Raw genomic sequence first — 23751 nt, forward strand, 5'->3', positions numbered from 1 at the left:
GGAGCGGGAGCCGCCCGCTTGGAGCGCGAGCCGCCGGCATGGAGGGTGACCCGCCCGCTTGGAGCGGGAGCCGCCCGCTTGGAGCGCGAGCCGCCGGCATGGAGGGTGACCCGCCCGCTTGGAGCGGGAGCCGCCCGCTTGGAGCGCGAGCCGCCCGCTTGGAGCGCGAGCCGCCCGCTTGGAGCGCGAGCCGCCCGCTTGGAGCGCGAGCCGCCCGCCTGGAGCGGGAGCCGCCCGCACGGAGGGTGAGGCGGGCGGTGACAGTGGGCGGCAAGGTCGCCGCAAGGGTGTGGCAAGGGGTGGCCCGCACGGTAGGGGCATGACTGAGACACAGCAGACTCCGACCATCGATGAGGCTCGTGCGGAGGCCTTCGTCGGGCAGATGATCACCGACTTCGCCGGGGCGGCCAGCACCGCGATGACCGTGCTGGGGGACCGTCTCGGGCTGTTCCGGGAGATGACCGGCGCCGGGGCGGTGACCGCGGCCGAGCTGGCCGCGCGGACCGGGCTCAACCCGCGCCTGGTCACCGAGTGGTTGCGCCAGATGGCCGTCTCCGGATACCTGACCGTGGTCGACGGGGACCGGTTCGAGTTGCCGATCGAGCACGCGCTGGCGCTGTCGGTGGTCGACTCGCCGGCGCACGTGGTGGCGGCCGGCGAGATCCTCACCGGGCATTTCCTGTCGCTGGAGCACGTGGAGGCGGCGTTCCGCGGTGACGGTGGGCTCTCCGTCGACGAGGTGCCGGGATGCACCTTCCACGGGATCGAGCGGTACTTCCGGACCGCGTACGTCAATCACCTCGCCCAGACGTGGTTCCCGGCGGTGCCCGGGCTGGTCGCCAAGCTGGAGGCGGGCGCCCGGGTGGCCGACGTCGGATGCGGGCACGGCTACGCCGACCTGCTGATCGGGCGCCTGTGGCCGAATTCCCGGGTGACCGGGTTCGACCTGCACGGGCCGTCGATCACCACCGCGCGGGCCCGGGCCATCGAGGCGGGCAGCCCGGCGAACGTCTCCTTCCACGTCGCCGACGCGGCGGCGATCGGCGGGCACGGACCGTTCGACGTGGTGGTCTTCTTCGACGCGCTGCACGACCTGGGCGACCCGGTGGCGGCGCTGAAGGCGGCCCACGACGCGCTGGCGCCGGGCGGCATCGTGGTCGCCGTGGAGCCGTGGTCGGCCGACGACTGGACGGCCACGATCGGGATGCCGATCACCCGGATCGGCTACGCGTCGTCGACGGCCCTGTGCACGCCCGGCTCGCTGAGCCAGCCGGGGGCGTACGGGCTGGGCACGCTGGGTGGCCCGGCGAAGCGTCTGGAGTTGCTCGCCGGGGCCGGGTTCAGCGACCCGGTCCTGGCCGCCGACACCGGGTTCAACCTGGTGGTGGCGGCGACCAGGACGGCCTGACGGGGCTGGGCGCCGGGTGCCACCGGCCGGTCAGGCGCCGGCGGTGGCGCCCAGCGCGGCGCGGACGGTGTTCACGAGTTTCTCCCGGTCGAAGGGCTTGGCCAGGATCGTGGACCCCGGCTCCAGGTTGTTGCCCTGCTCGTCGAAGAGAGAGTCGGCGTAGCCGGAGACGAACACGACGCAGAGGCCGGGCCGTCGCCCGACGGCGATGCGGGCGAGCTGGCGGCCGTTCATGCCGGGCATCACCACGTCGGTGACCAGGGCCGCCACCTCGCCGCCGTGGCGTTCCAGCAGGCGCAGCGCCTCACCCGCGTCCGGCGCGGTGAGCACCCGGTATCCGGCGCCGCCGAGGATCCGGGCGGCCACCTGGAGCACCGCCTCCTCGTCGTCGACCAGCAGCAGCGTCTCGCCGCCGGACCGGTCGCAGGCCGGCGTCTTCGGCGGCGGGACCGCCGGGGTGGGGCCGGCCGTCGCCGGGAGGGTGAACGTCGCGGTGGTGCCCTGCCCGGGCCGCGACTCCATGGAGAGCTGGCCGCCGGCCTGGCTGACGATGCCGTGCGCGGTGGACAGGCCCAGCCCGACCGTGCCGGTGGTGGACTTGGTGCTGAAGAACGGTTCGCAGCAGCGGTCCAGGACGTCGGGGTCCATGCCGGCGCCGGAGTCGCGGACCTGGACCGCCACCCGGCCGTCCTCCACCGATGTGGTGATGGTGACGGCACCGCCGTCCGGCATCGCCTCGCCGCTGTTGCGGACCAGGTTGTGCAGCACCTGGGTGAGCTGTGCCGGGTCGGCCTTGACGGCGGGCAGTTCGGCGCCGAGGTCGAGGCGCAGCTCGGCGTCCGGGCCGGCGGCGGCCCGCAGCGACGCGGCGTTGTCGCGCAGCAGCGTGTTCATGTCGAGGCTGGTGGGCTGGTTGACCTCACGGCGGCCGAAGGCGAGCAGCTGCTGGGTGAGGCCCTGGGCGCGCTGGCCGCCCTTGACCACCTGGGCCAGGTCGTCGAGCAGGCTCTGCGCGGTGTCCGGCGGGATGGCGCCGTCCGCCTGGCCGTCGTTGATTGACTCGATGGCGAGGTTCACGTAGCCGAGGATGGCGCCGAGGATGTTGTTGAAGTCGTGTGCCGTGCCGCCGGCCATCCGGCGCAGGGCGTGCAGGCGTTCGGCGTCGCGGGTGCGGGCCTCGTCCTGCCGCCGCTGGGTCTCCTCCCGCAGCCGCTGTTCGGCCAGGGCCACGTCGGTGACGTCGTCGACCATCAGCACGCCGCCGCTTAGGCCCTCGTCCACGTCGTGGATCTGCCGCAGGTGCACCCGCAGGTGGTGGACCTCGCCGTCGGGCCGGGTGATCCGGTGGGTGAACCGCAGCTCGGTGTCGTCACCGGCGCCGTGCAGCAGCTCCAGGGCGGCGTCCTGGGCGGGCTCGTCCAGGCAGTCGAGCCAGCCCTGGCCGAGGAGTCGGTCCATCGGCGTCTGGATGATCTCGGCGAAACGCGGGTTCACGTAGTCGGCGTGCCCGTGCCGGTCGATGATGCCGATGCCGACCGGGGAGGCGACCGCCATCGCCTCGAAACGGCGCTCGGTGTCGTGCAGCGCGCGTACCTTCTCGATCAGTTTGGCGTTGACCGCGTGCAGGTGGGCCTGGGCGAAGTCCTCGTCCGTGCCGAGGTCGACGGTGACCGGCCCGGCGGCCAGCGCCGAGTCGATCGCGTCGAGCAGGGTGTCCGGGTCCTGTGAGCGGAGCACCACCTGGCTGACACCGCACGCCTCGGCCAGCGGCCGGGTCTCCGGTTCCAGGTAGTTGGCGGTGTAGAAGATCACCGGCGCGGAGGCGGCCTCCGGGTCCGGGTCGGCGCGCAGGCGGTGGACCAGTTCGAGGCCGTCGATGCCGGGCATCAGCACGTCGGAGACCACGACGTCGGGGTGGTGGGTGTGGGCCAGCCGGAGGGCGTCGGCGCCGTTCTGTGCCTCGATGACCTCATGCCCGCGGAAGCCGAGCAGCATGCGCACGATGTCCCGGTTGGCGGCTACGTCGTCGACGACCATCACTGTCGCCACGGCGGCTCCCTAGAGATCGCGTTTGATCAGGATATGTCCGTTATGAAGGTTAAGGCATGTACGTTGATGCTGAAACAGATTCGGATCTTCGGGGGTGCCGCCGTGCTGGTGAGAGCCGTGTCCCTGCTGACCGCCGGCGCCGTCACCGCCGGGGCGGTGGCGCTGGCCACCTGCCGCCTGCGGAACCGGCGGGACCGGTACTTCCACCTCGCCGAGGTCCTCGAGCAGACCGGAACCCCGGCGTTCGTGAAGGATCTCACCGGACGTTACCGGCTGACCAGCGCCGCCTACGAGCGGTTGCAGGGTATTCCACCCGGCGGCGCGGCCGGCCGCCACGACCACGAGGTGCATCCCGCCGGGCGGCTCGCCGAGATCCGCCGCCGGGACCGGGCGGCGCTCGCCGCGGACGGCCCGGTCGCCTTCGAGGACACGCTGTCCGACGCCGGCCGGCGACGCCGGTTCATCACCACCCTGTACGCGCTGCGCGACCACCGCGACCGCCCGTACGCGATCTTCGGGGTGGCCGCCGAGGTGACCCATCTGCGGGCGGCCGAGACGGACCTGCGCTCGCAGGCGCACGAGAACGCCCGGCTCGCCGCGATCGTCGAGGCCTCCCAGGACGCCATCGTCAGCAAGACCCCGAACGGGGTGATCAAGACCTGGAACCCGGGCGCCGAGCGACTGTACGGATACACCGCCGAGGAGATGATCGGCAGCGACGTGACCCGCCTGCTCCCACCGGACCGGCTGGGCGAGGAACGGGAGCTGCTCGCCCGGGTGCTCGGCGGCCAGGCCGTGAACCGGTTCGAGACCCGCCGCAGGCGCAAGGACGGCACCCTCATCGAGGTGTCGCTGAGCATGGCCCCGATGCGGGACGCCGACGACACGGTGATCGGCGCGTCGACCGTGGCGCACGACATCACCTCGCGGGTGCAGGCCGAACAGCGCCGCCGGGTGGAGCGCGAACAACTCGAAATGATCATGCAGGCGGCCAGCGACCCGTTCTTCACGATGGACGCGGCCGGGGTGATCACTGAATGGAACCGGCAGGCCGAACACGTCTTCGGCTGGCCGCGCACGGAGATACTGGGCCAGGACGTGACCGGCACGATCCTGCCCGCGCGGTACCACGCGGCGCTGCGACGGCTGCTGGACGGCCGCCTCGACTGGCTGCTGGACCGGCCCACCGAGATGACCGCGGCACACCGGGACGGCCACGAGATCCCGGTCGAGCTGACCATGTGGTGCATCCGGCACGGCGACAGCCCGCACTTCCACGGCTTCGTCCGCGACATCACGGCCCGGCTGGAGACCGAACAGGCCCTGGCCGAGGCCCGCGACCAGGCGATCGAGGCGGCCCGCCTCAAGTCACGGTTCCTCGCCTCGATGAGCCACGAGATCCGTACGCCGATGAACGGCGTGATCGGCCTGACCGGCCTGCTGCTCGGCTCCACCCTGGACGAGCGGCAGCGCCGGTACGCCGAGGGCATCGGCGCGGCCGGCGCGGCCCTGCTGTCGGTGATCAACGACATCCTCGACTTCTCCAAACTGGAAGCCGGGAAGGCGCTGCTGGAGGACGCCAACTTCCAGGTGGCCCGGCTGGTCGCGGACGTGGTGGCGCTGGTCGCCCCGCCGGACACCCAGAAAGCGGTCACCGTCAGCGGCACCTGCCACCCGGACCTGCCCGCCACCGTCAGCGGCGACCCCGCCAGGCTGCGCCAGGTGCTGCTCAACCTGGCCGGGAACGCGGTCAAGTTCACCCCGCGCGGCCGGGTGGCGATCTCCGCGGTCCCGGACCGTACGGTCAGCGCCGCGCCGGGCGCCGTGCCGATCCGGTTCGAGGTGCACGACACCGGCATCGGCATCGACAGGCCGGAGATGGAGCGGCTGTTCGAGGCGTTCACCCAGGCCGACGCGAGCACCACCAGGCGCTTCGGCGGCACCGGGCTGGGCCTGGCCATCAGCCGCGACCTGGTCGAACTGATGGGCGGCCGGATCGGCGTGGAGAGCGTGCCGGGCGAAGGCAGCACCTTCTGGTTCACGGTCACCCTGCGGACCGCCCGGGAAGGCCTCGACCTCTTCGACCGGCACTGCCTGGACGGCCTGCGGGTGCTCATCGTGGAGGCCGGCGACGACGACCGCACCGTGCTCCTCGACCAGCTCGCCGCCTGGTCGATGGACGCCACCGGGGTGCCCGACGAAGCCGGCGCGACCCGGGCGCTGGCCCAGGCGGCCACCGCGGGACGCCCCTTCGACCTGGTCATCGCCGACGTCGAGACGGCCCCGGTGGAAACGCTGGCGCCGCCCGGCTGCCCGGTGCCGAAGACCATCCTGCTCGCCGCCGACCCGGCCCGCCTGCCCGGCGAGCCGGACCCGCGGGTGTCGGCGGCCTTCGCCAAACCGCTGCGGCAGTCCCAGCTCTTCGACGCGCTGGCCGGGGTGCTGGCCGAGGCCGACAGCGACAGGACGGTGGACACGATGGTGCAGGAGAACCCGCCCGGCCGCGGCCACCTGCTGGTGGTCGAGGACAACGAGATCAACCGTACGGTCGCGCTCGGCATCCTGGCGAACCTCGGCTACACGGCCGACGTGGCGGTCAACGGCCGGCAAGCGGTGGACCTGGCGCTGAGCCGGGACTACCGGGCGATCCTCATGGACTGTCTGATGCCGGAGATGGACGGCTACCAGGCGACCGAGGAGATCCGCCGCCACGAGCCACCCGGCCGGCACGTGCCGATCATCGCGCTCACCGCCAGCGCCCTGGCCGAGGACCGGGCCCGCTGCCTGGCCGCCGGCATGGACGAGCACCTGGCCAAACCGCTCGTCCCGGTGGACGTGTCCCGGGTGCTGGAACGCTGGTCCCGGCACGCGCCCCCGGACCCGGCCACGGTGATCGCGGAGATCGAGCGGCGGCTGGACCAGCTGCGCGGCCCCGACCCGGCGGCCACCGCGGGCGCGCTCGCCGGGCTCCTCGCCACGCTGTCGGCGAAGATCCCGGAGCATCTGGACCGGATCCAGCAGGCCCTCGCCTTCGACGACCCGGCCGGCACCCGCGCCGAGGCACACCAGCTCATGGGAGTGCTGGCCAACCTCGGCGCGGGCGCCGCGAGCGCCGCCTGCGGGCGGATCGAGTCCGCCGCCCGGGCCGGCGACCTGGACGCCGCCGTCACGGCCTTCACCGACGCCCGCCCGCTGATCATGGCCGCCCGGGACGCGGCCGATCAGATCCGCCGTCGCCCCGGCCCGGTCGCGTTCAGGTGACGACGCGCTCCCGGCGGTCCGCGTAGAGGCTGGTCACGGTCACCGTCACCAGGGTCAGCCCGATCACGGCCAGCGACGCGTCGGTCGGGATGTCCGGCACACCCGGCCACACACCGTGCGCCCAGTGCAGCACCAGCTTCACCCCGATGAACGCCAGGATCACCGCGAGCCCGTAGTTCAGGTGACGCAACCGGTCCAGGACGTTGTGCAGCACGAAGTACAGCGCCCGCAAGCCGAGCAGGGCGAACGCGTTCGTCGCGAACACCAGGTACGGGTCCTCGGTCACGCCGTACACGGCCGGCACCGAGTCGACCGCGAACACCAGATCGGTCATGAACACCGCCACCACCACGAGCGCCAGCGGAGTGAGCGTGCGCCGGCCCCGCAGCACCACGGACAGCCGCCCGCCGTGGTACTCGCCGGTCACCGGCATGAGCCGGCGCATCAGCCGCACACTGCGCATGCCGTCGATGTCGACCTGGTAGTCCTCGTGGCGCATCGCCTCCCGGAACACCTTCACCGCGGTCGCCAGCAGCACCGCCCCGAACAGCAGGAACGCCCACACGCCGCTCTGCAGCACGACCGCCCCGGCCGCGATGAACACCGCCCGCAGCACCAGGGCGCCGGCGATCCCGTACAGCAGCACCCGCTGCGCCAGTTGCGGCGGCACGGCGAACGCGGCCAGCAGCAGCATGAAGACGAACAGGTTGTCCACCGACAACGACTTCTCCACCACGTAACCGGTGAAGAACTCCATGGCCGGCGCGTGCCCGTACATCTGCCAGAGAAAGGCCCCGAACGCGGCCGGAAGCGCGAGATAGAACAGCGACCAGCCGACCGCCTCGCGCATCGCCACGTCGTGCGGGCGGTGGGTGATCGCGAAATCGGCGGCGAGCAACAGCAACAGCACGGCGACACTGATCGCCCACAGTTGCGTGGACGCGATGGACGGAAGATCGAGCACGGGGCCCCCTCGGACACGATTGATCGTCCGAGGTCTCCCTCACCCGCTCGACGCCGGGCGAACGCACGAGGGCACATCCGCATGCCCGTGGTGACCGCCACGCTCCCGTGGAGGTACTCCCCTCGGGGGCAGCATAGGCGGATCCCCGGAGCCGTACCATGCCAACCGCCGATTCCGGCGAACCGGTTGACGGCCGCCACCCGCCGGGGGACCGTGAGAAATGGCTGCTCAACGCAGCTGACAGGGCCCGAGGAGGTCCGCGATGTGGGTCGACATCATGGTCGGCGCCCTCCTGATCGTCTGCCTGGTGATCAGTAGCGCCGCACTGCTGCCGCCACGCCGGCACCACCGGCACCGGCACGGCTGACCGTTTCGAGCAGCCGCCCAGGGCGGGCGGCTGCTCCCCGGCCGTGTTCTTCGGCGGGGCGGCCGCCTAACGTGGACCGGTATGGCGTTCGTTCTCGACACGGCGGCCCTGCCCGCCTCCGAGCGGGTGGAGGCCGTCCACACGGCGATGATGTACGCCTCCGCCCCCTGCCACGTCATCCACGAGCGCCCCGGCGAGCCGGTGCACGCCCGGATGGAGGTGTGGGACCTCGGCGACACCAACATCTTCACCTGCCGCTCGTCCGGCCTGCGGCTGCTGCGCACCGCCAGGCTGGCCCGCCAGGACACCATGCCGGTGATCTCCCTGGCCGTCCAGCAGCAGGGACACGGCCGCCTCGACCAGCACGGCCACCAGCGCGTCACCCCACCCGGCGAACTGCTCGGCGTCGACCTGTCCGGCGCCTACGACTACTCCTGGTCCGGTGACGGCGCGGCCGGCTGCGTCCAGATCCCCCTCGACCAGCTCGACCTGCCGCACGACACGATCCGCGAGGCGCTCACCGGCCTGCACACCAGCCCGCTCTACCGCCTGGTGACCGCCCACGTCGCCGGCCTGTCCCGGGACCGGGCCCGGATCACCGCCGACCCGTCCGCCCCCGCCGTCGCGGCCGCCACCGTCGACCTGGTCCGGGCACTGCTGGCGTCGTCCGCGCGTACCGAACGCCACACCCGCCGCGCCCTCGCTGAAACCCTGCTCACCCGGATCCGCGCCTACGTCCGCCACCACCTGACCGACCCCGGCCTCACCCCGTCCCGGATCGCCGCGGCCCACAACATCTCCCTGCGCCAGCTCTACAAACTCTGCGCCCGTGACGGCCTCAGCCTGGAACAGTGGATCATCGACGAACGTCTCCGCGGCGCCCGCCACGACCTCCTGCACCCCGGACACCGGCACCGACCGGTCGCCGCGATCGCCCACTCCTGGGGCTTCCGCGACGCCACCCACTTCATCCGCCGTTTCAAATCCCGCTACGGCCTGACCCCCACCCAACTGCGCCGCGCCCCCACCGACGCCCGTCACCCTCTCTAACCCATCCACCCCTCCCCAATACGCCCACCGACCCCGGCAACTTCCACCGACCCCGGCAACGTCTACCGACCCCGGCAACCTTCATCGACCCCCGGCAACTTCTACCGACCCCGGCAACCTCCACCGGCCCGCAGAAACGTCTCCCACCCACGTGACATCAACCCCACCCCTACGGCGGGCACTCAACGTCCCTCGCAAAAAGCCGCCGGTGTCGAGGCAAGCGATTTCCCGACGCCAGCGGGGTTTGCTGGCGGCGGGAAATCGCCTGCCTCGACACCGGTGAACAAGGCTTTTTGCCGCGGAGCGAAGCGAAGCCAGCCAGCACAGCCAGCCAGCACAGCTCAGTCGGACATGACGCGGTTTCGGCCCGCCTCCTTCGCCCGGTAGAGGGCGTGGTCGGCGCGGGCCAGCAGATCGTCCAGCGCGGTGTCGCCCGGACCCAGCCGGGCGAGGCCCACACTGATCGTCACCGGCAGCGGCCCGGCGTGCGTGTCGATCGGATCCCCGGCGACTGCCTGGCGGATCCGTTCGGCCAGCTCGACGGCATGCCCGTCATGGTCGGGCAGGACCGCCGCGAACTCCTCCCCGCCGTACCGGCCCAGCACGTCGGAGTGGCGCAGCCGGCCCCGGATCCGGGTGGCCACGGCACGGATCACCTCGTCGCCGACGCCGTGCCCGTACGTGTCGTTGATCGCCTTGAACTTGTCGATGTCCAGCATCACCGCCGCCAGCTGACGGCTGTTGCGGGCGGCGGCCCGCACCAGGGCGCCGGCGATCGCGTAGAAGTGCCGCCGGTTGTGCTGCCCGGTCAGCTCGTCGGTGGTGGCCAGCTCCTGCACCCGGCTGAACAGGCGCGCGTTCTCATACGCGGTCATGCCCTGGGTGGCCAGCGCGGCCGCCACCTGACGGCTGGTGTCGTCGAGCCCGGGCCCGCCCAGCAGCACCAGCCCGACCGGGCCGTCCCGTCCCACCAGCGGCACGGTCAGTGCGGCCGGCGAACCGGCGAGCAGCCGCTCGCGTACCCCCGCGGTCTCGGACGGATCGAGAAGCTCGGGCGAGTCGCCCGGGGTGAGCTGCACCGAGCTGCCGACCGCGTCGGCGGGCGCCGCGCCGACCACCTCGATCACCTCGCCGGCGCCGCTGACCAGACAACCGGCCGTCGCGCCGAGCTGCGCGCGCAGCATGCCGCACAGATGCCGCAGCAGCCGGTCCGGCTCCAGGATGGCGCTCAGCTCGGCGAGGCCCGCCCGCAGCATCTCGGCGAGCGCCTGCTGCTGCCGGGCGGCCTGCACCTGCGAATGCAGCTGCGCCGCCCGCGCGGTCTCCAGCGACACGGCGACGTGGCTGCTCACCGCGGTCAGTACGGCCACGTCGTCGTCGGTGAAGACGCCCCGGGCGAGGCGGCTGTCCAGGTAGACGACTGCCACCAGCCGGCCCTTGAACTGGACCGGGGCGATCAGGATGCTGCGCAGGCCGTGCACCACCGCGCTGCGCGAGCCGAGCGCGGCGGCCTGCTCGGTGCCGGCCACCACGAGCGGCTCCCCGCTCGCGGCGACCCGCCGAACCAGCGTGGACGCGTGCTCGCCGGTCTCCGGGAGATCCCCGGAGGCGTCGCGTCCCGCGTACCGGACCGGCTCGCCGGCCTCGTCCAGCAGGAAGAAGACCGCCCGCTCGGCGCCCAGGATGCGCAGCATCTCGTCGAGGGCCACGCTGGCCAGCTGCCGCGGGTCCAGAATCGTCGCGGCGGCCGTGCTGACCTGCTGCAACGCCTCCAGGTGCCGGTTGCGGCCGCTGGCCGGACGGCGCTCGGCCACCGTCCGCCGGTGGGTGCCGGCGCCCTCGTCCACACCGAACTCGGTACGCGTCTGCCGCCGCCGCTGCTCCCAGCCGTGGAAGATCGCCATGCCCAGCGCGAACCGGGCCTGCCGGTCCGCCTCGTTGGCCAGGCCCAGGGCACGCATCGCCCGGGCCCGGATCCGGAACACCTCGTACTGGATGAACGGCGCGTCCACCTTCCGCAGCCGCCGCTCCGCCTCGTCGGCGATCCGCACACAGCGCCAGGGGTCACCGGCCGCCAGATGCCACGACGCCTGCGTGGTCAGGTGCACACAGCGCAGCAGCGGGGTGCCGCCGACCCGGCCCAGGTCACGGACCGCCTTGCGGGCCACCGCCAGCCGGGCCGGGCGCTCGGTGTCCGTCGCGTAGCGGAACTGCATGAGCCGGGCATGCGCCTCGTACACGTAGATCCACTTGTGTTGCGGCATCAGATCGCCGCGGCGCAGCCCCAGCGCGTGGAACTCGGCGAACACCTCCTCCAGCCGCGGGCCCACGTCACCCTGCTCGATCAGCACGCAGGCCGCCGCGGTCAGCATGTTGGCCCGCTGCACCCGGGTGCCGGCGCCCGGCGGGAACGCCTCCCGCAGCCGCTTCAGCGCCGCGCCCGCCTCACCGAAGCGGCTCTGCCCGGCCGGCACCATGACGCTGAGCATCCCGAGCGAGGTGCCCAGCACATGCTCCTGGTCGTGCAGGTTGCGCATACCCCGCTCGTACTCGCGGGCCGCCTCCTCGACGTAGCCGCGCAGCAGGAACCGCAGGCCCAGGGTGGCGTAACCGGGGATCAGCTGGGCCGGAACGTACCACCGGGCGTTCCGGGTGGTCGTCTTCTCCCACACGCTGCCGTCGTCGGCGCCGCTGAACAGCAGGGCACAGCCCCGCATCCACTCCACGTAGGCGCCCAGCCCCGGATCGTTGAGCCCGGCGGCCACCTGGGCGGCCCGGCGCAGACAGCGCTCGCTCGTGCCCCGCAACCGGATCATCGCGGTCACGTAGCCGAGCAGGCTGTAGACGCGAACGTACTCGGGGCAGGGGCCCAGACGGTTCACCGCGTGCACCGCGCGCAACGCCAGCGTCCCGGCCTCGGCCAGGCGCAGACCGACCGCGGCGGCATAGCCGCCGGCATCCAGGACGGCGGCGAGCGCGGCCAGGTGCTCCCGGCGGCGGCCACGTGCGGCGCCGAACCCCACTCCGGTACGCCGGACGAGCCCACCAGCGAACGCGACGAACAGCGACGCCAACAGCACCAGCAGTCCCCGCCCGGGCAGCGGCCGGCGCAACTCGGCCAGCGCCGCCCGCGTCACGTCCAGCGCCCGGCCGTCGTCCCAGACCGTGTGGTGCAGCTCGATCCGGGTGGTCAGCAGCCGGGCCCGCCGCAGCCGGTCCGGCTCACCGGCCAGCGCCCGGTCCAGCACCTCCCCGGCCTGCTCCAGCCGGCCCGCCCGCAGGTACGCCAGCGCCAGCGAGTGCAGCAACTCGGTGCCCGGCCCCGGATCCCCGGCCACCGCCTCGGTCAGGTAGCCGATCGCCTCGTCCGGCGCCTGGTCGGCCAGCGCCCGCCGGCCTGCCGCGGCGACGCTGCGCCGCCGGTCCGCGGCCGGGACGGCGTCACCGGCCCGGCGGTAGTGACGGGCCACCGCGTACGCGTGCCCCTCGTCCCGCAGTTCCTCGGGCAGCCCTTCGAGGGCCCGGCCCAGTTCGGCGTGCAACCGCCGCAGCCGGTCCTCGGCGACCTGTTCCAGCAGCACGTCCCGTAGCTGGGGGTGGACGAACGCATACCACCCGCCGCGCCGCGCCTCCAGCACGTGCCGGTCGGCCGCGGCCGTCAGCGCCGCCGGCACCCGGTCCGTTCCGCCGACCGCGAGCAGCGTCTCCGCCCGGAACCGCACACCGGCCACCGCGGCCACCGTCAGGCACTCCAGCACCTCCGCCGGCAGCGCGGTCAGGCGGGTGGCGAGCAGATCGCGGACCTCCGCGGCCGGCGGCAAGGCGTCCGCCCCGGCCGTGTCCAGGCTCCAGACACCCCACACCGGGCGCAGCAGACCCGCGTCGAGCAGCCGCAGCAGATAGCTCACCACCGCCAGCGGCGTGCCGTCGGTACGCGCCGCCACGTGCCGGACCAACTCCACCGGCGCCTCCGCCCCGGGCAGCCGCGACGCGATCAGGTCGGCCACCGCCGGCCCGGTCAGCGGTGTGCAGCTCACCTCCAGGGCGGCGCCGTCCAGCCCGGCGGCCGGGTCGTCCGCCCCGTCCGGGGCGGTGAGCAGCACCAGCACCGGCAGCGTGGGCAGATCGGTGGCCAGCTTCTCCAACAGCTGCCGGGAGCCGGAGTCCAGATGCTGCGCGTCGTCGACGACCAGCAGCAACCCACCGGCCCGGGTGGCCAGCTCGCTCAGGAAGGTGACCCCCGCACCCAGCACGTGCTCGTCACCGCCGGGCGGCGTGACGTCCCCACCCGGCGGGCCCAGCTCGCCGGAGAGCCGCGCCAGCAGGCCCGGCCCGGCCGCCGCGGCCGACGCCGCGGCCATCTCCCCGTACGGCGCGCGCCGGGCCGCGGGCAGCCGCACCCCGCCCGGCCAGCCGTCGAGGGCCTCCCGTACCGCGGACAACGGCGTCGCCTCACCGGCCCGGCAGGTCGCCCAGAACACCGGAAGGCCGGCCGTCTCCACCTCGGCCGCCACCTGCTCGGCCAGCCGGGTCCGGCCCGAACCCGGACCGCCGCGGATCACCGCCACCCCGCCGTGCCCGGCCCGCGCCCGGTCCCACCGGCGGGTCAGCCGCTCCGACTCGGCGGCCCGGCCCCGCAACGGCCAGCCGGCCACCGCGGGCTGCCCGGCGGCCTCACCGCCCGGACAGTCCCGCAGGTCGGCCAGCAGCGACCGGGCGTCCTGATAGCGGTCGTCGGGATCCTTGGCGAGCAGCCGGCACACCACCTCGGCCAGCGCCGGATGGATGCCCGGGCGCAGCTCCGCCAGATCCGGAACCGGGGCGGTCAGGTGCAGGCGGAGCAGCTCACCGACGTCGTCGGCCTCGAACGGCAGCCGTCCGGTGAGGCACTCGAACAACACCACGCCCAGCGAGTACAGATCCGAGCGGCGGTCCACCGGGCGCTTGAGCATGCCGGACTGCTCCGGAGCCGAGTACAGGAAGGTGCCGACCGCCTCGTCCAGGGCGCTGACCTCCTCGCCCAGCCGCGCCAGACCGAAGTCGATCAGTTTCGCCGGCCGATCCGGACCGACCATGATGTTGCCGGGCTTGATGTCCCGGTGCACCAGGCCCAGCCGGTGCGCGGCGGCCAGGCCACGGGCCAGCCGCGCGGCCAGCCCCACCACCCACTCCTCGGCCGGCAGCCCGAGGGCCAGCTGGTCGGCCAGCGAGCCGCCGGGCAGATGCTCCAGCACCAGGGCCGGTACGCCGTCCAGGTCACCGACCGCGTGCACCCGGACCACCGCCGGGTCGTCGATACAGGCGAGCCACGACGCCTCGCGACTGAACTCGGTCCGGATCGCGGGGTACTCGCTCACGTCGGCCAGCGGGCGCTTCACCGCGTACCAGCGGTCGCCCCGCCGGGCGCGGTGGACCATCGTGAACGCGCCACGGCCGAGCTCCTCGACCACCTCGAGGCCGGTCAGCCGTGTCTCCGTCACTGCAACCTTCACTTCGCGTCCGGCGTCACTCTGTTGATCGGCGAGCGACAGGCGAACCTGAAGAGTGTCAGAGCGAGGCGGCCAGTTTCTGGAGGGCCTCCTTGGCGCCACTCGTCAATGGCTCGCCGTGACCGGGAAGGATCGCCTTCACATCGAGGGTAGCCATCTTCTTCACCGACGCGGCCGCCTGCACGCCGTCCGCCGTGTACTGCGGCGCCGCACCCTCCAGCCCGTTCTGGTTGCGCAGCGCGTCACCGGTCACCAGCACACCGGTGCCCGGCTCGAAGACCGATACGTGACCGAGGGTGTGCCCCGGCGTGCCGATGATCCGCAGGCCGAAGACCTCGTCGCCGTCCTTGAGCGGAGTCAGTGTCTTGTCCGCGGCGTCGATCGCGGGCACGTCGGCCTCCCCGGCGTACAGGGTCGCGCCGACCAGCGGGGCGATCGCCGCCAGCCCGCCCGCGTGATCCTGGTGCTGGTGGGTCAGGATCACGTGTTTCACCGCATCCCAGCCCAGTCCGGCCGCCTTCAGGCCGGCCTCCACCGACGCGTCCGAACCCGGGGTGCCGGTGTCCACGACCGCCACCTCGCCACCCCGCACCAGCAGGTAGACCGAGACGAAGGAGAGATTCACCCGCTGCCAGTCGCCGGTCACCACCTGCCCGCCGCGGGTCGCGCTCGGCGCCGGCGCGGCAGCCGACGGCGTGCCCGCCGGCCCGGACGAGGAACAGCCGGTCACGGTATTGAGGACGGTCACTCCGAGGACGCCGGAGCCCGTGGTCAGGAGCAGTCTGCGGTTGAGCCTGAAGTCACCCATGACACATCCTTAGCGCATCCCGGGACCCGTCGCACACCGGACAGCGGGACACACGGCGCCGGTTCCGCCGGGCATGCTGAGCCGATGATGCTGAGTGATCCGGCCGGCCGGGTGGTCCGGCTCATCGGTGAACCGGCCGTCACCGCGGCCGCCGGCACCGGCGCGAACCCGGCCGTCGACGAGATCCTGGACCGGGTGCGGGCCCGCCGGCGCGGCCGGGCAGGTTTTCCCGCGCCGCAGGCGGGCACCTCGATCTGGTACCGGCCGGCGGTCGAACGATGGCCGGCCGGCACCGGCCGGCTCCCCGGCGGCCCGGCCGGCGACCGCCCGGTGCTGTCCCGGGACACCCGATTCTGAGCAGGGGGATCTCGTGTTACGGCAACCGACTCCGGTGATCGACGCGATCGTCGCCGAACACCCCGGCTACCGGCCGCTCACCCTCGACCTGTTCCGTCCGCCCGGCACCGGCGGCCCGCTGCCGCTGGTGATCTGGGTGCACGGCGGGGCGTGGCGGTTCGGCACCAACAAGCACGACGGGCCGCAGCTCGCCCCCGCCCGGATCGGCGACCGGATCGTCGCGGCCGGATACGCCCTGGCCCGTGTCACCTACCGGCTCAGCGCCGAAGCCACCTTCCCGGCCCAGCTGTACGACGTCAAAGCCGCCGTCCGCTGGCTCCGCGGCAACGCCACCGACCTCGGACTCGACCAGAGCCGCTTCGCCGTCTGGGGCGAATCCGCCGGCGGCCACCTGGCCGCTCTCGTCGCGCTCACCGGCGACGACCCCACCGTCGGCGACGGCTCGCCGGGCGGCGTCTCCGACGCGGTCCGGGCCGGCGTGCTCTGGTACGCCCCCAGTGACCTGCTCACCATGGCCGCCCAGAACCATCCGCGGGGGCTGCAGGACCACGACGGCCCCGACTCGCCGGAGAGCCGCCTCGTCGGCGGCCCGGTCCAGGAGATGCCCAAGGAGTCGGCGGCCGCCAGCCCCGTCAGCTACGTCTCGCCCGACGCGCCGCCGCTGCTGCTCGCACACGGCGACCAGGACCGGGTCGTCCCCGTCGGGCAGAGCCGGGAGCTGCACGAACGCCTCACCGCCGTCGGCGCCCCCGCCGAACTGCGCATCGTCGCCGGCGCCGACCACTGCTTCGTCGGCGCCGACCTGGTCCCGCTCGTCGACGAGGGTCTCGCGTTCCTGGACCGGCACCTGGGCCGCTAGCACCCGGACCGGGCGGGGTCTGACTAACGCACCATGGGCCACAGTTGGCGGCGTGAGGAGACGTCCAGTTTCCGGAACACCTTGCGCAGGTGGTGATCCACGGTGTTCGCGCTCAGGAACAGCCGGGCCGCGATCTCCCCGTTGGTGGCGCCGGCCGCGGCCAGGCGGGCGATCGTCAGCTCCTGCGGGGTGAGCATGCCGTCGGCGTGTTCCCGGCCGTCCGTGCCCGGCGGCCCGTCCCACCGAGCCGCCCCCACGGCCGGGCGGCCGGACGCCTCCAGTTCCCGGGTCGCGCGTTCGGCGTACCCGACGGCGCCCATCTCCTGAAACATCGCCGCCGCCGTCCGCAACTCGCCGCGGGCGTCGCGGCGGCGTTTGCGCCGCCGCAGCCACTCCCCGTAAAGCAGATGCGCCCGGGCCAGATCCACCCGTGCCCCGGCGCCGGACAGCAGCGCCACCGCCCGCCGGTGGAGCGGCTCGGCATCCCCGGACTCGGCCACCAGCGCCCGCGTCCGCGACAGCACACCCAGCGACCAGCCGGTGCCGGCCGCGGCGGCCCGGGTGCGCAACGTCGCCAGCGCCGCCCCCGCGCCCGCACGGTCACCGCTGCGGACCGCGGCCTCCACCAGATCCGGAAGCACCCGCGAATCCGTCCCGAGCCGGTCGGCGGCTACCACCCGCGCGGCCAGAGCCGCCGCCCGCGGATAGTCGCCCCGGCTGAGAGCCGCGGTCACCATCCCGATCCGCGCCAGCCCGCGCATCGACCCCGACCCGAGCCGCCCGGCCGCCCGGGCCGCCGCCTCCAGCCCGTCCTCGTCACCCCGCCGGCCCAGCAGCTCGGGCGGCTCCGGAAACGCCGGAGCCCCGATCCCGGCGCCCACCCGGTTCGCCTCGGCCAGCAGTTCCCCGGCCGCGGCCACGTTCCCGAGCCGTGCCTCCAGCGTCGCCGAGCCGTACAGGCCGCTCGCCAGATGCCACCGGGCACCCGACCGCCGCGCGATCCGTTCGGCACGCCGCCAGAGTGCCCGGCTCGCCTCCGCGTCCCACAGCAGGACCGAGAGAGCCGCCGCCGTCGGATGCCCCCGCAACACCACCTCGTCCGCGACGTCCGCCGTCGACAGCATCGCCACGGCCCGCCGAACCTCCGGGACAGCCCGTGCACACCCCTGCTCCACCACCGTCCCGAACGCGTGCAGCAGCGGCTCCACGACCGCGCCGTCCGCCGGGCACACCGTGCGGGCACCGGCCCGGACAGCCGCCGCGATCTCCTCCGGGCCGGTGCCCTGAACCATGTCGCCGGCGCCGATCAGGTGTTCCACCGCTTCCAGCAGGGCGCCGCGAGCCGGTCGCGGTTCACTCCCGCCGATCGCGCGTGCGGCTTCCAGACAGATCAACGGCCCTTTCGCGTACGCGTCCGCGCGCCCCGACATCACCTCGGCCCTGGCCCGGACGAGCATCGCCCGTCCGCGTACCGCCGCGGCCCGGGTTGCGGTGGCGACGGCGAGCCGTCGTGCCCGCACCGGCGTGCCGGCCATCAGGGCCGCCTCGGCCGCGTCGAGGGTTCGCGCCGCGCGCCCGGCGCCGGGCGAGAGTTCCGCCGCGCGGGTCAGAAAGGCCGTCCGCGCCGCGAACCCACCCCGCTCCCCGGCCAGGTCCGCGGCCTCGGCGAGCGCCCGCGCGACCGTCTCGTCCGGCCCCGCGCAGGATTCGGCCAGATGCCAGGCGCGACGGTCGGCGTCTTCGGGCCGGACGGTCACCGCGGCGAGAGCTGCGTGCACGGCTCGCCGCCGGTCCCCGGTCGCCCCGCTGTAGATCGCCGCCCGGGCGAGCGGGGCACGGAACACCGCCCGTGCCCCGAGCGTCACGACCTCCGCGCCCACCGCGACCGCCGCGGCCCCCGCCGGGACACCGAGCCGGTCCGCGGCCGCGGCGATCCGCGTGAGGTCCCCGCTGGGCTCGGCGGCGGCGATCAGAAGCCAGGTGCGGGTGCCGTCAGGCAACTCCCGGACCCGCCGCAGATGAAACTCCTCCAGGGTGCTTCCGGTCGGCAGCGGGTCCGGCAGCGACCCGGCTCCCGCCAGCTGATCGGCGGACAGTTCCCGCCCCAGGTCGATGAGGGCCCGCGGATTGCCCCCGGTGGCCGCGGCCAGCCGTTCCGCGACCAGCCCGTCGAGCGGCCCGTCCACCACCGACCGCAGGACGGCGGCACCGTCCGGGGCGGCCAGCCCGGCCACCTCCAGCAGCGGAAACCCATCGAGCTCCGGCACCGTCTCCCGTACCACGAAAACCGCTCCGAACGCCGGTCCGGCCACGCCGTTCATCCGGTGTTCCATCAGCCACGAAGGCGGGACGCCGGCGGCCGGGCCCGGTAGGGCGCGGTTCCGTGCCGCCGCGACCGCGGACAGGCGGCGGGCGACCTCGGCAAGCACCGTGAGGGATTCGCGGTCGGCCCAGTGGGCGTCGTCGACACAGCAGAGGACGGGCCGGTCCGAGGCGAGCCCGCCGAGCAGCGCGGCGACGGCTCGCACGATCGGCTCCGCGCCCGGCACCGGGCCGTCGGCCAGACCGAACGCCACGTGCAGTGCTCGCACATCGTCCGGCGACGGCGAGGCGGCGGACAGCACCGGGATCAACAGCCGGTGCAGGGCCGCATAGGGGAAGCCGCTCTCCGCCTCCATCCCGGCCACCCGGACGATTCGCAGCCCGGCGGTGCCGGTGACGGCCTCCTCCAGCAGGGCGGTCTTTCCCGTCCCTGGATCGCCCACCAGCACCAGCGCGTCGCCGAGGCCCTCGAGCAGCGCCCCGGTGAACTTCCGCAGCGTCCCGCTCTCCCCGGCCCGTCCCCGCAGAGCCATGAGGCCCCGAACCTATGGGCTGTCCGGCACTGTTCCGCAGGCCCTGCGTGCAGCCCTGTCGGCTCACCGTGCACACCACCGCCACCGCCCGCCGAGGGCCGGCCACACGCCGGGGTGCGTTTGTCTCGGCGGGAGACGTCTCGCTCCGGCGACCGGCCGAAGGTCAATCGGCGGTCACCGATTGAGGCTGTGGTTCGGGAACGGCCAGCGGTGGCTCGCTGAGCTGTTCGCGCAGGTAGTTCCAGAACACCGCGATCATGGCGGCGACCGGCACGGCGAGCAGCGCGCCGATGATTCCGTAGAGGCTGCTGCCCAAAGTGACCGCGAGCAGCACCACGCCGGCGTGCAGGCCCAGGCCGCGGCTCTGCACCATGGGCTGGAAGACGTTTCCCTCCAGTTGCTGCACGGCGATGATGATGGCCAGCACGATGAGCGCGTCGGTCCAGCCGTTGGTGACGAAGGTGATGACCACGGCGACGAAGCCGGCGAAGAGCGCGCCGACGATCGGCACGAACGCGGTGACGAACGTGAGCACGGTGAGGGGCAGCCACAGGTCCACCCCGAGAACGAACAGGCCGATGCCGATCAGTACGGCGTCGATCATGCCGACCAGGGCCTGCGAACGGACGAACGAGCCGAGCGCCTCCCAGCTGCGGCCGGCGACGGCGGGCGCGTCGATGGAGAGCCGGCCGGGGAGCTGCCGGCTGAGCCACGGCAGGAAACGCGGCCCGTCCTTGAGGAAGAAGAACATCAGGAACAGCGCGAGGATCGTGTTGACCAGGCCGTTGAAGACGGAGCCGACCCCGTTGAGGGTGGCCGTGGCGATGCTTCCGACACTGGCCTGGAGTTTGTCGACCCCGGTGCCCAGATATTCGTTGGCCTGGTCGTCGCTGATGTTCAGCGGTGGTCCGGCGGCCCAGTCGCGCAGCTCGGCGATGCCGGCGACGACCTGGTCGGCGAGTTCGCCGGACTTGGCGCCGACCGGCGCCGCGATGCCGACGAGCGTGCCGATCGCGATGACCAGGAACAGCAGCGTCACGAGGGAGGCGGCGAGGGCGGGCGGCCACTTGTGCCGGCGCAGGAACCGGACCGGCGGCCAGGTCAGGGTGGTCAGCAGCAGGGCGATGACGACCGGCCAGATCACCGACCACGCCTTGCCGAGCAGCCACAGTGTCACCCATGCGCCCAACAGGACCAGCAGCATCTGCAGCGAGATGCTCGCCGAGGTGCGCAGCGCGCTTCGCGTCTTTCTCGAGTTCAGACCGGTCCCCATGTGATCACCCTAGGGAATCCGGTTCGGGACCGCGCGCCGAGGCACGCGGTCCCGAACCGCCGCGTCAGAGTTGCAGGGCGAACTTGAGGAGGTCGCCGGTCTTGAACTGGCCGGTGGCCGGAGCGATCGGCGTGGTCGGCCGGAAGCCCGGGTTCCGCTTGAGGTAGCCCTCCTTGTCGGCTTCCAGGATGCCGAGGATGACCTCGGTGACGATCCGGCCGCCGACCGGGCCGAGGCGTTCGCCGGCGTGGGTGAGCTCGGCCTCCTTCAGGATGTAGAACCAGAGCGGGGTCTTGCCCTGCCAGCCGGCGTTGTCCGGGTCGGGCAGGCCGAGCTGCGTGTTGGTCAGCGGGGTGACGCCCATCCGGGCGGCGACGTCCTGGCCGGCCGGCAGGCCGAGCCGCACGCCACGGATCAGGTTGCGTTCGGCGAGCGACGCGGTGCCTTCGCTGACCACGGTCGGCGGCATGTTGAACAGCGGCAGGGAGAGCTTGCCGTCGATCCGGCGGGCGGCGTTGCGCGGGGTCGCGGGCTTGCCGGGCACGTCGAAGAAGTGCCACCAGTCGATCTCGAGGCGGGCCGGCAGCGGTCGGTTGCCGCGCAGGTCGCCGCCCACCGGGCCGAAGATGGCGGCCGCGGACGGCGGGGTGGTACGCGCGTTGAGCAGGTACCCGGCCCGGATCATGCTGTGCCCGAAGCGGTACGCCGCGACCGAGTACTCGATCGGCATCATCGGCCGGTTGGGGTTCTTCGGCTTGTAGAACTCCCGCTTGACCTGGCCCTTGTTGTTGAGGTACCGACCGACCACCTCGGGGCCGGCGATCTTGTCGAGGAAGTCGTGAATGATGATCCACTGGAAGTGCCAGCGGGTGATCCGCTGTGCCTCGGCCAGGTTGGACGCCAGCCCATCGGCCAGCACCCGGTTGTGGAACTTGGCGAACGCCAGGTGCAGCTGCGCGACGATCAGGTTCTCGTCGTTGCGGGCGTCGCCCAGGATGGCGCTGCCGTCGTCGCGGCGGGGCAGGTCGTCGACGCCGTTGGCGTTGCGGACGATCTTCATTCGGGTGCGGTCGGCCTCGTACAGATCGGGGTCCTGATCGGGGCCGCGGCCGTAGAGGGAGCCGAGGTCGAAGCTCGGGGTGTCGAAGTTGGTGAGGGCCAGCGGGTCGGCCTGCGCGTCCGCCAGCGGGGTCCGGTCCAGCGTCATGTCGTGGTCGATGAACTGGCCGAGGAACGTGAACCCGGCGGGGATGCGCGGGTTGTCGAGATCGGTCGGGTTCGGTGTGGTGGGTTCGCCCATCTGCCGGGCGAGGTCCTGCAGCAGTTCCTCCGGTGGCGCGTACGCCTCGGTGTTCTTGAACATGATGCCGAAGCGGCCCTCTTTGTCGCGGCCTGCCTTGACCGCGATCTCGCTGCCCCGGGTGCCGGCGATGCCGTGCTTCCAGTCGACCCGCGCGGCGGGCGCGGCGGGCGCGTCGGGGGCCGCGTGCGCCGGTGCGCCGGTCGTGGCGATGCCGGTCGTGCTCACGGTCGCCGCGACGGCGGCGGTGCCGGCGAGCAGGGTGCGCCGGTCGATGTTGCTGTCAGCCATGTGTGCTCCTTCTGGCGGAGAGGGTGCCGAGAAGGTAGCCGCGCAGCGAACTCTATGGCGACATGAAAGGACACCGTCGGACTAATACGGTCTGGATGGCTTAATCCGACTCGGGGGCATTCGCTCCGGAAGGGGGCGGGGCCGCAACCCTCGGTGGCTGACGGCGTTGGACGGGAGATCGTCGTGTCTTCGATCCCCTCACGCCGAGAGGCCCGCATCTCCATGGTGGGAGATGCGGGCCCCGATGCGGCTCGACCGGTCAGCTCGTGGTGCTGCCGTCGTCCTTGACCGGCCCGACCGATGCGGTCTGCTCGACGACTTCCTCGTGCTTGCCCGCGACGGCGTGCTTGGCCGGTGCAGGCTTGCGGGAGGTGGAAACCATCCAGAGACCGACGATCAGCAGGATCGAACCGAGCACCGCCGCGCCGATCGGCAGGTAGCGGCTGATCAGCAGGACCTGCGACTTGTTGGCGCTCGCCGACTCGACGCTGTTGTCGACGGTCTCATCGGTGTAGGCGAAGACGCCCTCGAGCAGGTCGGTGGGCTGCCCGACGTTCGGCACCAGCTTCTTGCGCTGCTGCTCCTGGACCTTGACGAACGTGCCGCTGACCGGCTCCACCCAGATGGTGCGGGTGTTCGCGTAGGTGACCTGGGCGCTGGTGGCGTCCGGCGTCGCGAAGGCACCGAGCAGCGACTTGATGCGCTCGTCCGAGAAGTTGAGCGGCGTCTCGGCGATGACCTGTTCGAACTTGTAGGTCTCGAGACCCTGGATGTCCTCCACGCCCTTGAACTCGATCGGGAGCGCCTTCTTGAGGTCACGATCGAAGTACTGGTACGTCTTCTGCTCCGTTCCGAAGGGGAACTTGTAGAGCTGCCCGGTGAAGGAGACGTCCTCGGCGGCCTGCGGCGGGAAGCCCTCGCCCTTCGCCACGTCGTCGAGCTCCTGGCCGTACCACTCCACCGCGGCCGCGGTCTTCCGGTCGATGGCCAGGCGTGCCTCGTAGGCACTGACCACCTTGTCCTCCTCGGCCCAGATCACGGTGCCGTACGCCGACCAGATGACCGTGTTCTCGTCGATCTTCCCGCTCTTGAGCTCCTCGCTGGTGGTGTCGACCAACGGCTTGATCTCCGTAGTGGACTGCAGAGTGCCCGTCTCGATCTTGACGACCGGATTCGAGCCTCCCTCGGTGTAGAGGAAACGCGCGTTCTTCGCTTCCGCGATACTCGGCTTCAGGCAGTCCTCGGTCACCTCCGGCGTGCACAATTTCAGGTCGTAGGGCAGTCGGGCCGCCGACGGTGCCACGTAGAACGCGATCCCAGCCGCCAGCACCACGGCGAAAAAGCCGATGCCGAACAGCACGGCACCCAGACGAGCTTTCAATTGATCCTCCCATTCAGACGGCCGACCGCTATCCCGCAG

Annotated in this window: 13 protein-coding genes; 5 read left to right on the top strand and 8 right to left on the bottom strand. The window is 72.8% G+C overall.

Going from position 1 to position 23751, the window contains the following annotated elements:
* Positions 1-319 precede the first annotated feature (319 nt).
* Positions 320-1408: a class I SAM-dependent methyltransferase gene (locus tag AB0I88_RS32330; RefSeq protein WP_361033344.1), complete on the top strand. Its 1089-nt coding sequence runs from the start codon at positions 320-322 to the stop codon at positions 1406-1408.
* Between the two features lie 30 nt (positions 1409-1438).
* Here AB0I88_RS32330 and AB0I88_RS32335 read toward each other — a convergent pair whose 3' ends face one another.
* Complete coding sequence (locus AB0I88_RS32335) at positions 1439-3457, bottom strand: response regulator (RefSeq protein WP_361033347.1); 2019 nt, start codon at positions 3455-3457, stop codon at positions 1439-1441.
* 66 nt (positions 3458-3523) lie between these two features.
* Between AB0I88_RS32335 and AB0I88_RS32340 the strand changes: the two genes are divergently transcribed.
* Entirely contained in the window at positions 3524-6718 is a 3195-nt protein-coding gene (locus AB0I88_RS32340) for a PAS domain S-box protein (RefSeq protein WP_361033350.1), read from the top strand.
* Here the strand turns inward: AB0I88_RS32340 and AB0I88_RS32345 are convergent.
* Positions 6711-7682: a TerC/Alx family metal homeostasis membrane protein gene (locus AB0I88_RS32345; protein ID WP_361033353.1), complete on the bottom strand. Its 972-nt coding sequence runs from the start codon at positions 7680-7682 to the stop codon at positions 6711-6713. The two genes, AB0I88_RS32340 and AB0I88_RS32345, sit on opposite strands and share 8 nt — an antisense overlap.
* Before the next feature lie 448 nt (positions 7683-8130).
* On the opposite strand from AB0I88_RS32345, the gene AB0I88_RS32350 reads away from it, so the two are divergent.
* The gene (locus tag AB0I88_RS32350; protein WP_361033356.1) at positions 8131-9099 is read left to right on the top strand and encodes a helix-turn-helix domain-containing protein; all 969 of its coding nucleotides are present in this window, start codon (positions 8131-8133) and stop codon (positions 9097-9099) included.
* Positions 9100-9440: 341 nt separating this feature from the next.
* Here the strand turns inward: AB0I88_RS32350 and AB0I88_RS32355 are convergent, their stop codons facing one another.
* Together AB0I88_RS32355 and AB0I88_RS32360 are read right to left on the bottom strand one after the other, a co-directional pair.
* Positions 9441-14579, bottom strand: a complete 5139-nt coding sequence (locus AB0I88_RS32355) for a diguanylate cyclase (RefSeq protein ID WP_361033359.1) — start codon at positions 14577-14579, stop codon at positions 9441-9443.
* A gap of 67 nt (positions 14580-14646) precedes the next feature.
* On the bottom strand, positions 14647-15396 hold the full coding sequence (locus tag AB0I88_RS32360) for an MBL fold metallo-hydrolase (RefSeq protein ID WP_361033362.1): 750 nt from the start codon (positions 15394-15396) through the stop codon (positions 14647-14649).
* A gap of 84 nt (positions 15397-15480) precedes the next feature.
* On the opposite strand from AB0I88_RS32360, the gene AB0I88_RS32365 reads away from it, so the two are divergent.
* Together AB0I88_RS32365 and AB0I88_RS32370 are read left to right on the top strand one after the other, a co-directional pair.
* Positions 15481-15753 carry a hypothetical protein gene (locus tag AB0I88_RS32365; RefSeq protein WP_361033365.1) on the top strand — a complete coding sequence of 91 codons (273 nt, stop codon included), beginning with the start codon at positions 15481-15483 and terminating at the stop codon, positions 15751-15753.
* 13 nt (positions 15754-15766) lie between these two features.
* Entirely contained in the window at positions 15767-16612 is an 846-nt protein-coding gene (locus AB0I88_RS32370; RefSeq protein ID WP_361033368.1) for an alpha/beta hydrolase, read from the top strand.
* Positions 16613-16635: 23 nt separating this feature from the next.
* Here the strand turns inward: AB0I88_RS32370 and AB0I88_RS32375 are convergent, their stop codons facing one another.
* The 4 genes from AB0I88_RS32375 to AB0I88_RS32390 all read right to left on the bottom strand — a co-directional run bounded on the left by AB0I88_RS32375 (position 16636) and on the right by AB0I88_RS32390 (position 23712).
* Entirely contained in the window at positions 16636-19467 is a 2832-nt protein-coding gene (locus AB0I88_RS32375) for a LuxR C-terminal-related transcriptional regulator (RefSeq protein ID WP_361033371.1), read from the bottom strand.
* A 163-nt stretch (positions 19468-19630) separates the two neighbouring features.
* Positions 19631-20740 carry an AI-2E family transporter gene (locus AB0I88_RS32380; RefSeq protein WP_361033374.1) on the bottom strand — a complete coding sequence of 370 codons (1110 nt, stop codon included), beginning with the start codon at positions 20738-20740 and terminating at the stop codon, positions 19631-19633.
* Positions 20741-20804: 64 nt separating this feature from the next.
* Positions 20805-22331 (bottom strand): heme peroxidase family protein, encoded by a 1527-nt coding sequence (locus tag AB0I88_RS32385; protein WP_361033377.1) that lies wholly within the window; start codon positions 22329-22331, stop codon positions 20805-20807.
* A gap of 259 nt (positions 22332-22590) precedes the next feature.
* The gene (locus AB0I88_RS32390) at positions 22591-23712 is read right to left on the bottom strand and encodes a DUF3068 domain-containing protein (RefSeq protein ID WP_361033380.1); all 1122 of its coding nucleotides are present in this window, start codon (positions 23710-23712) and stop codon (positions 22591-22593) included.
* Positions 23713-23751: the final 39 nt, after the last annotated feature.

Origin of the sequence: Actinoplanes sp. NPDC049802 (genome assembly GCF_040656595.1) — a bacterium.
In the GTDB taxonomy this organism is placed as follows: Bacteria; Actinomycetota; Actinomycetes; order Mycobacteriales; family Micromonosporaceae; genus Actinoplanes.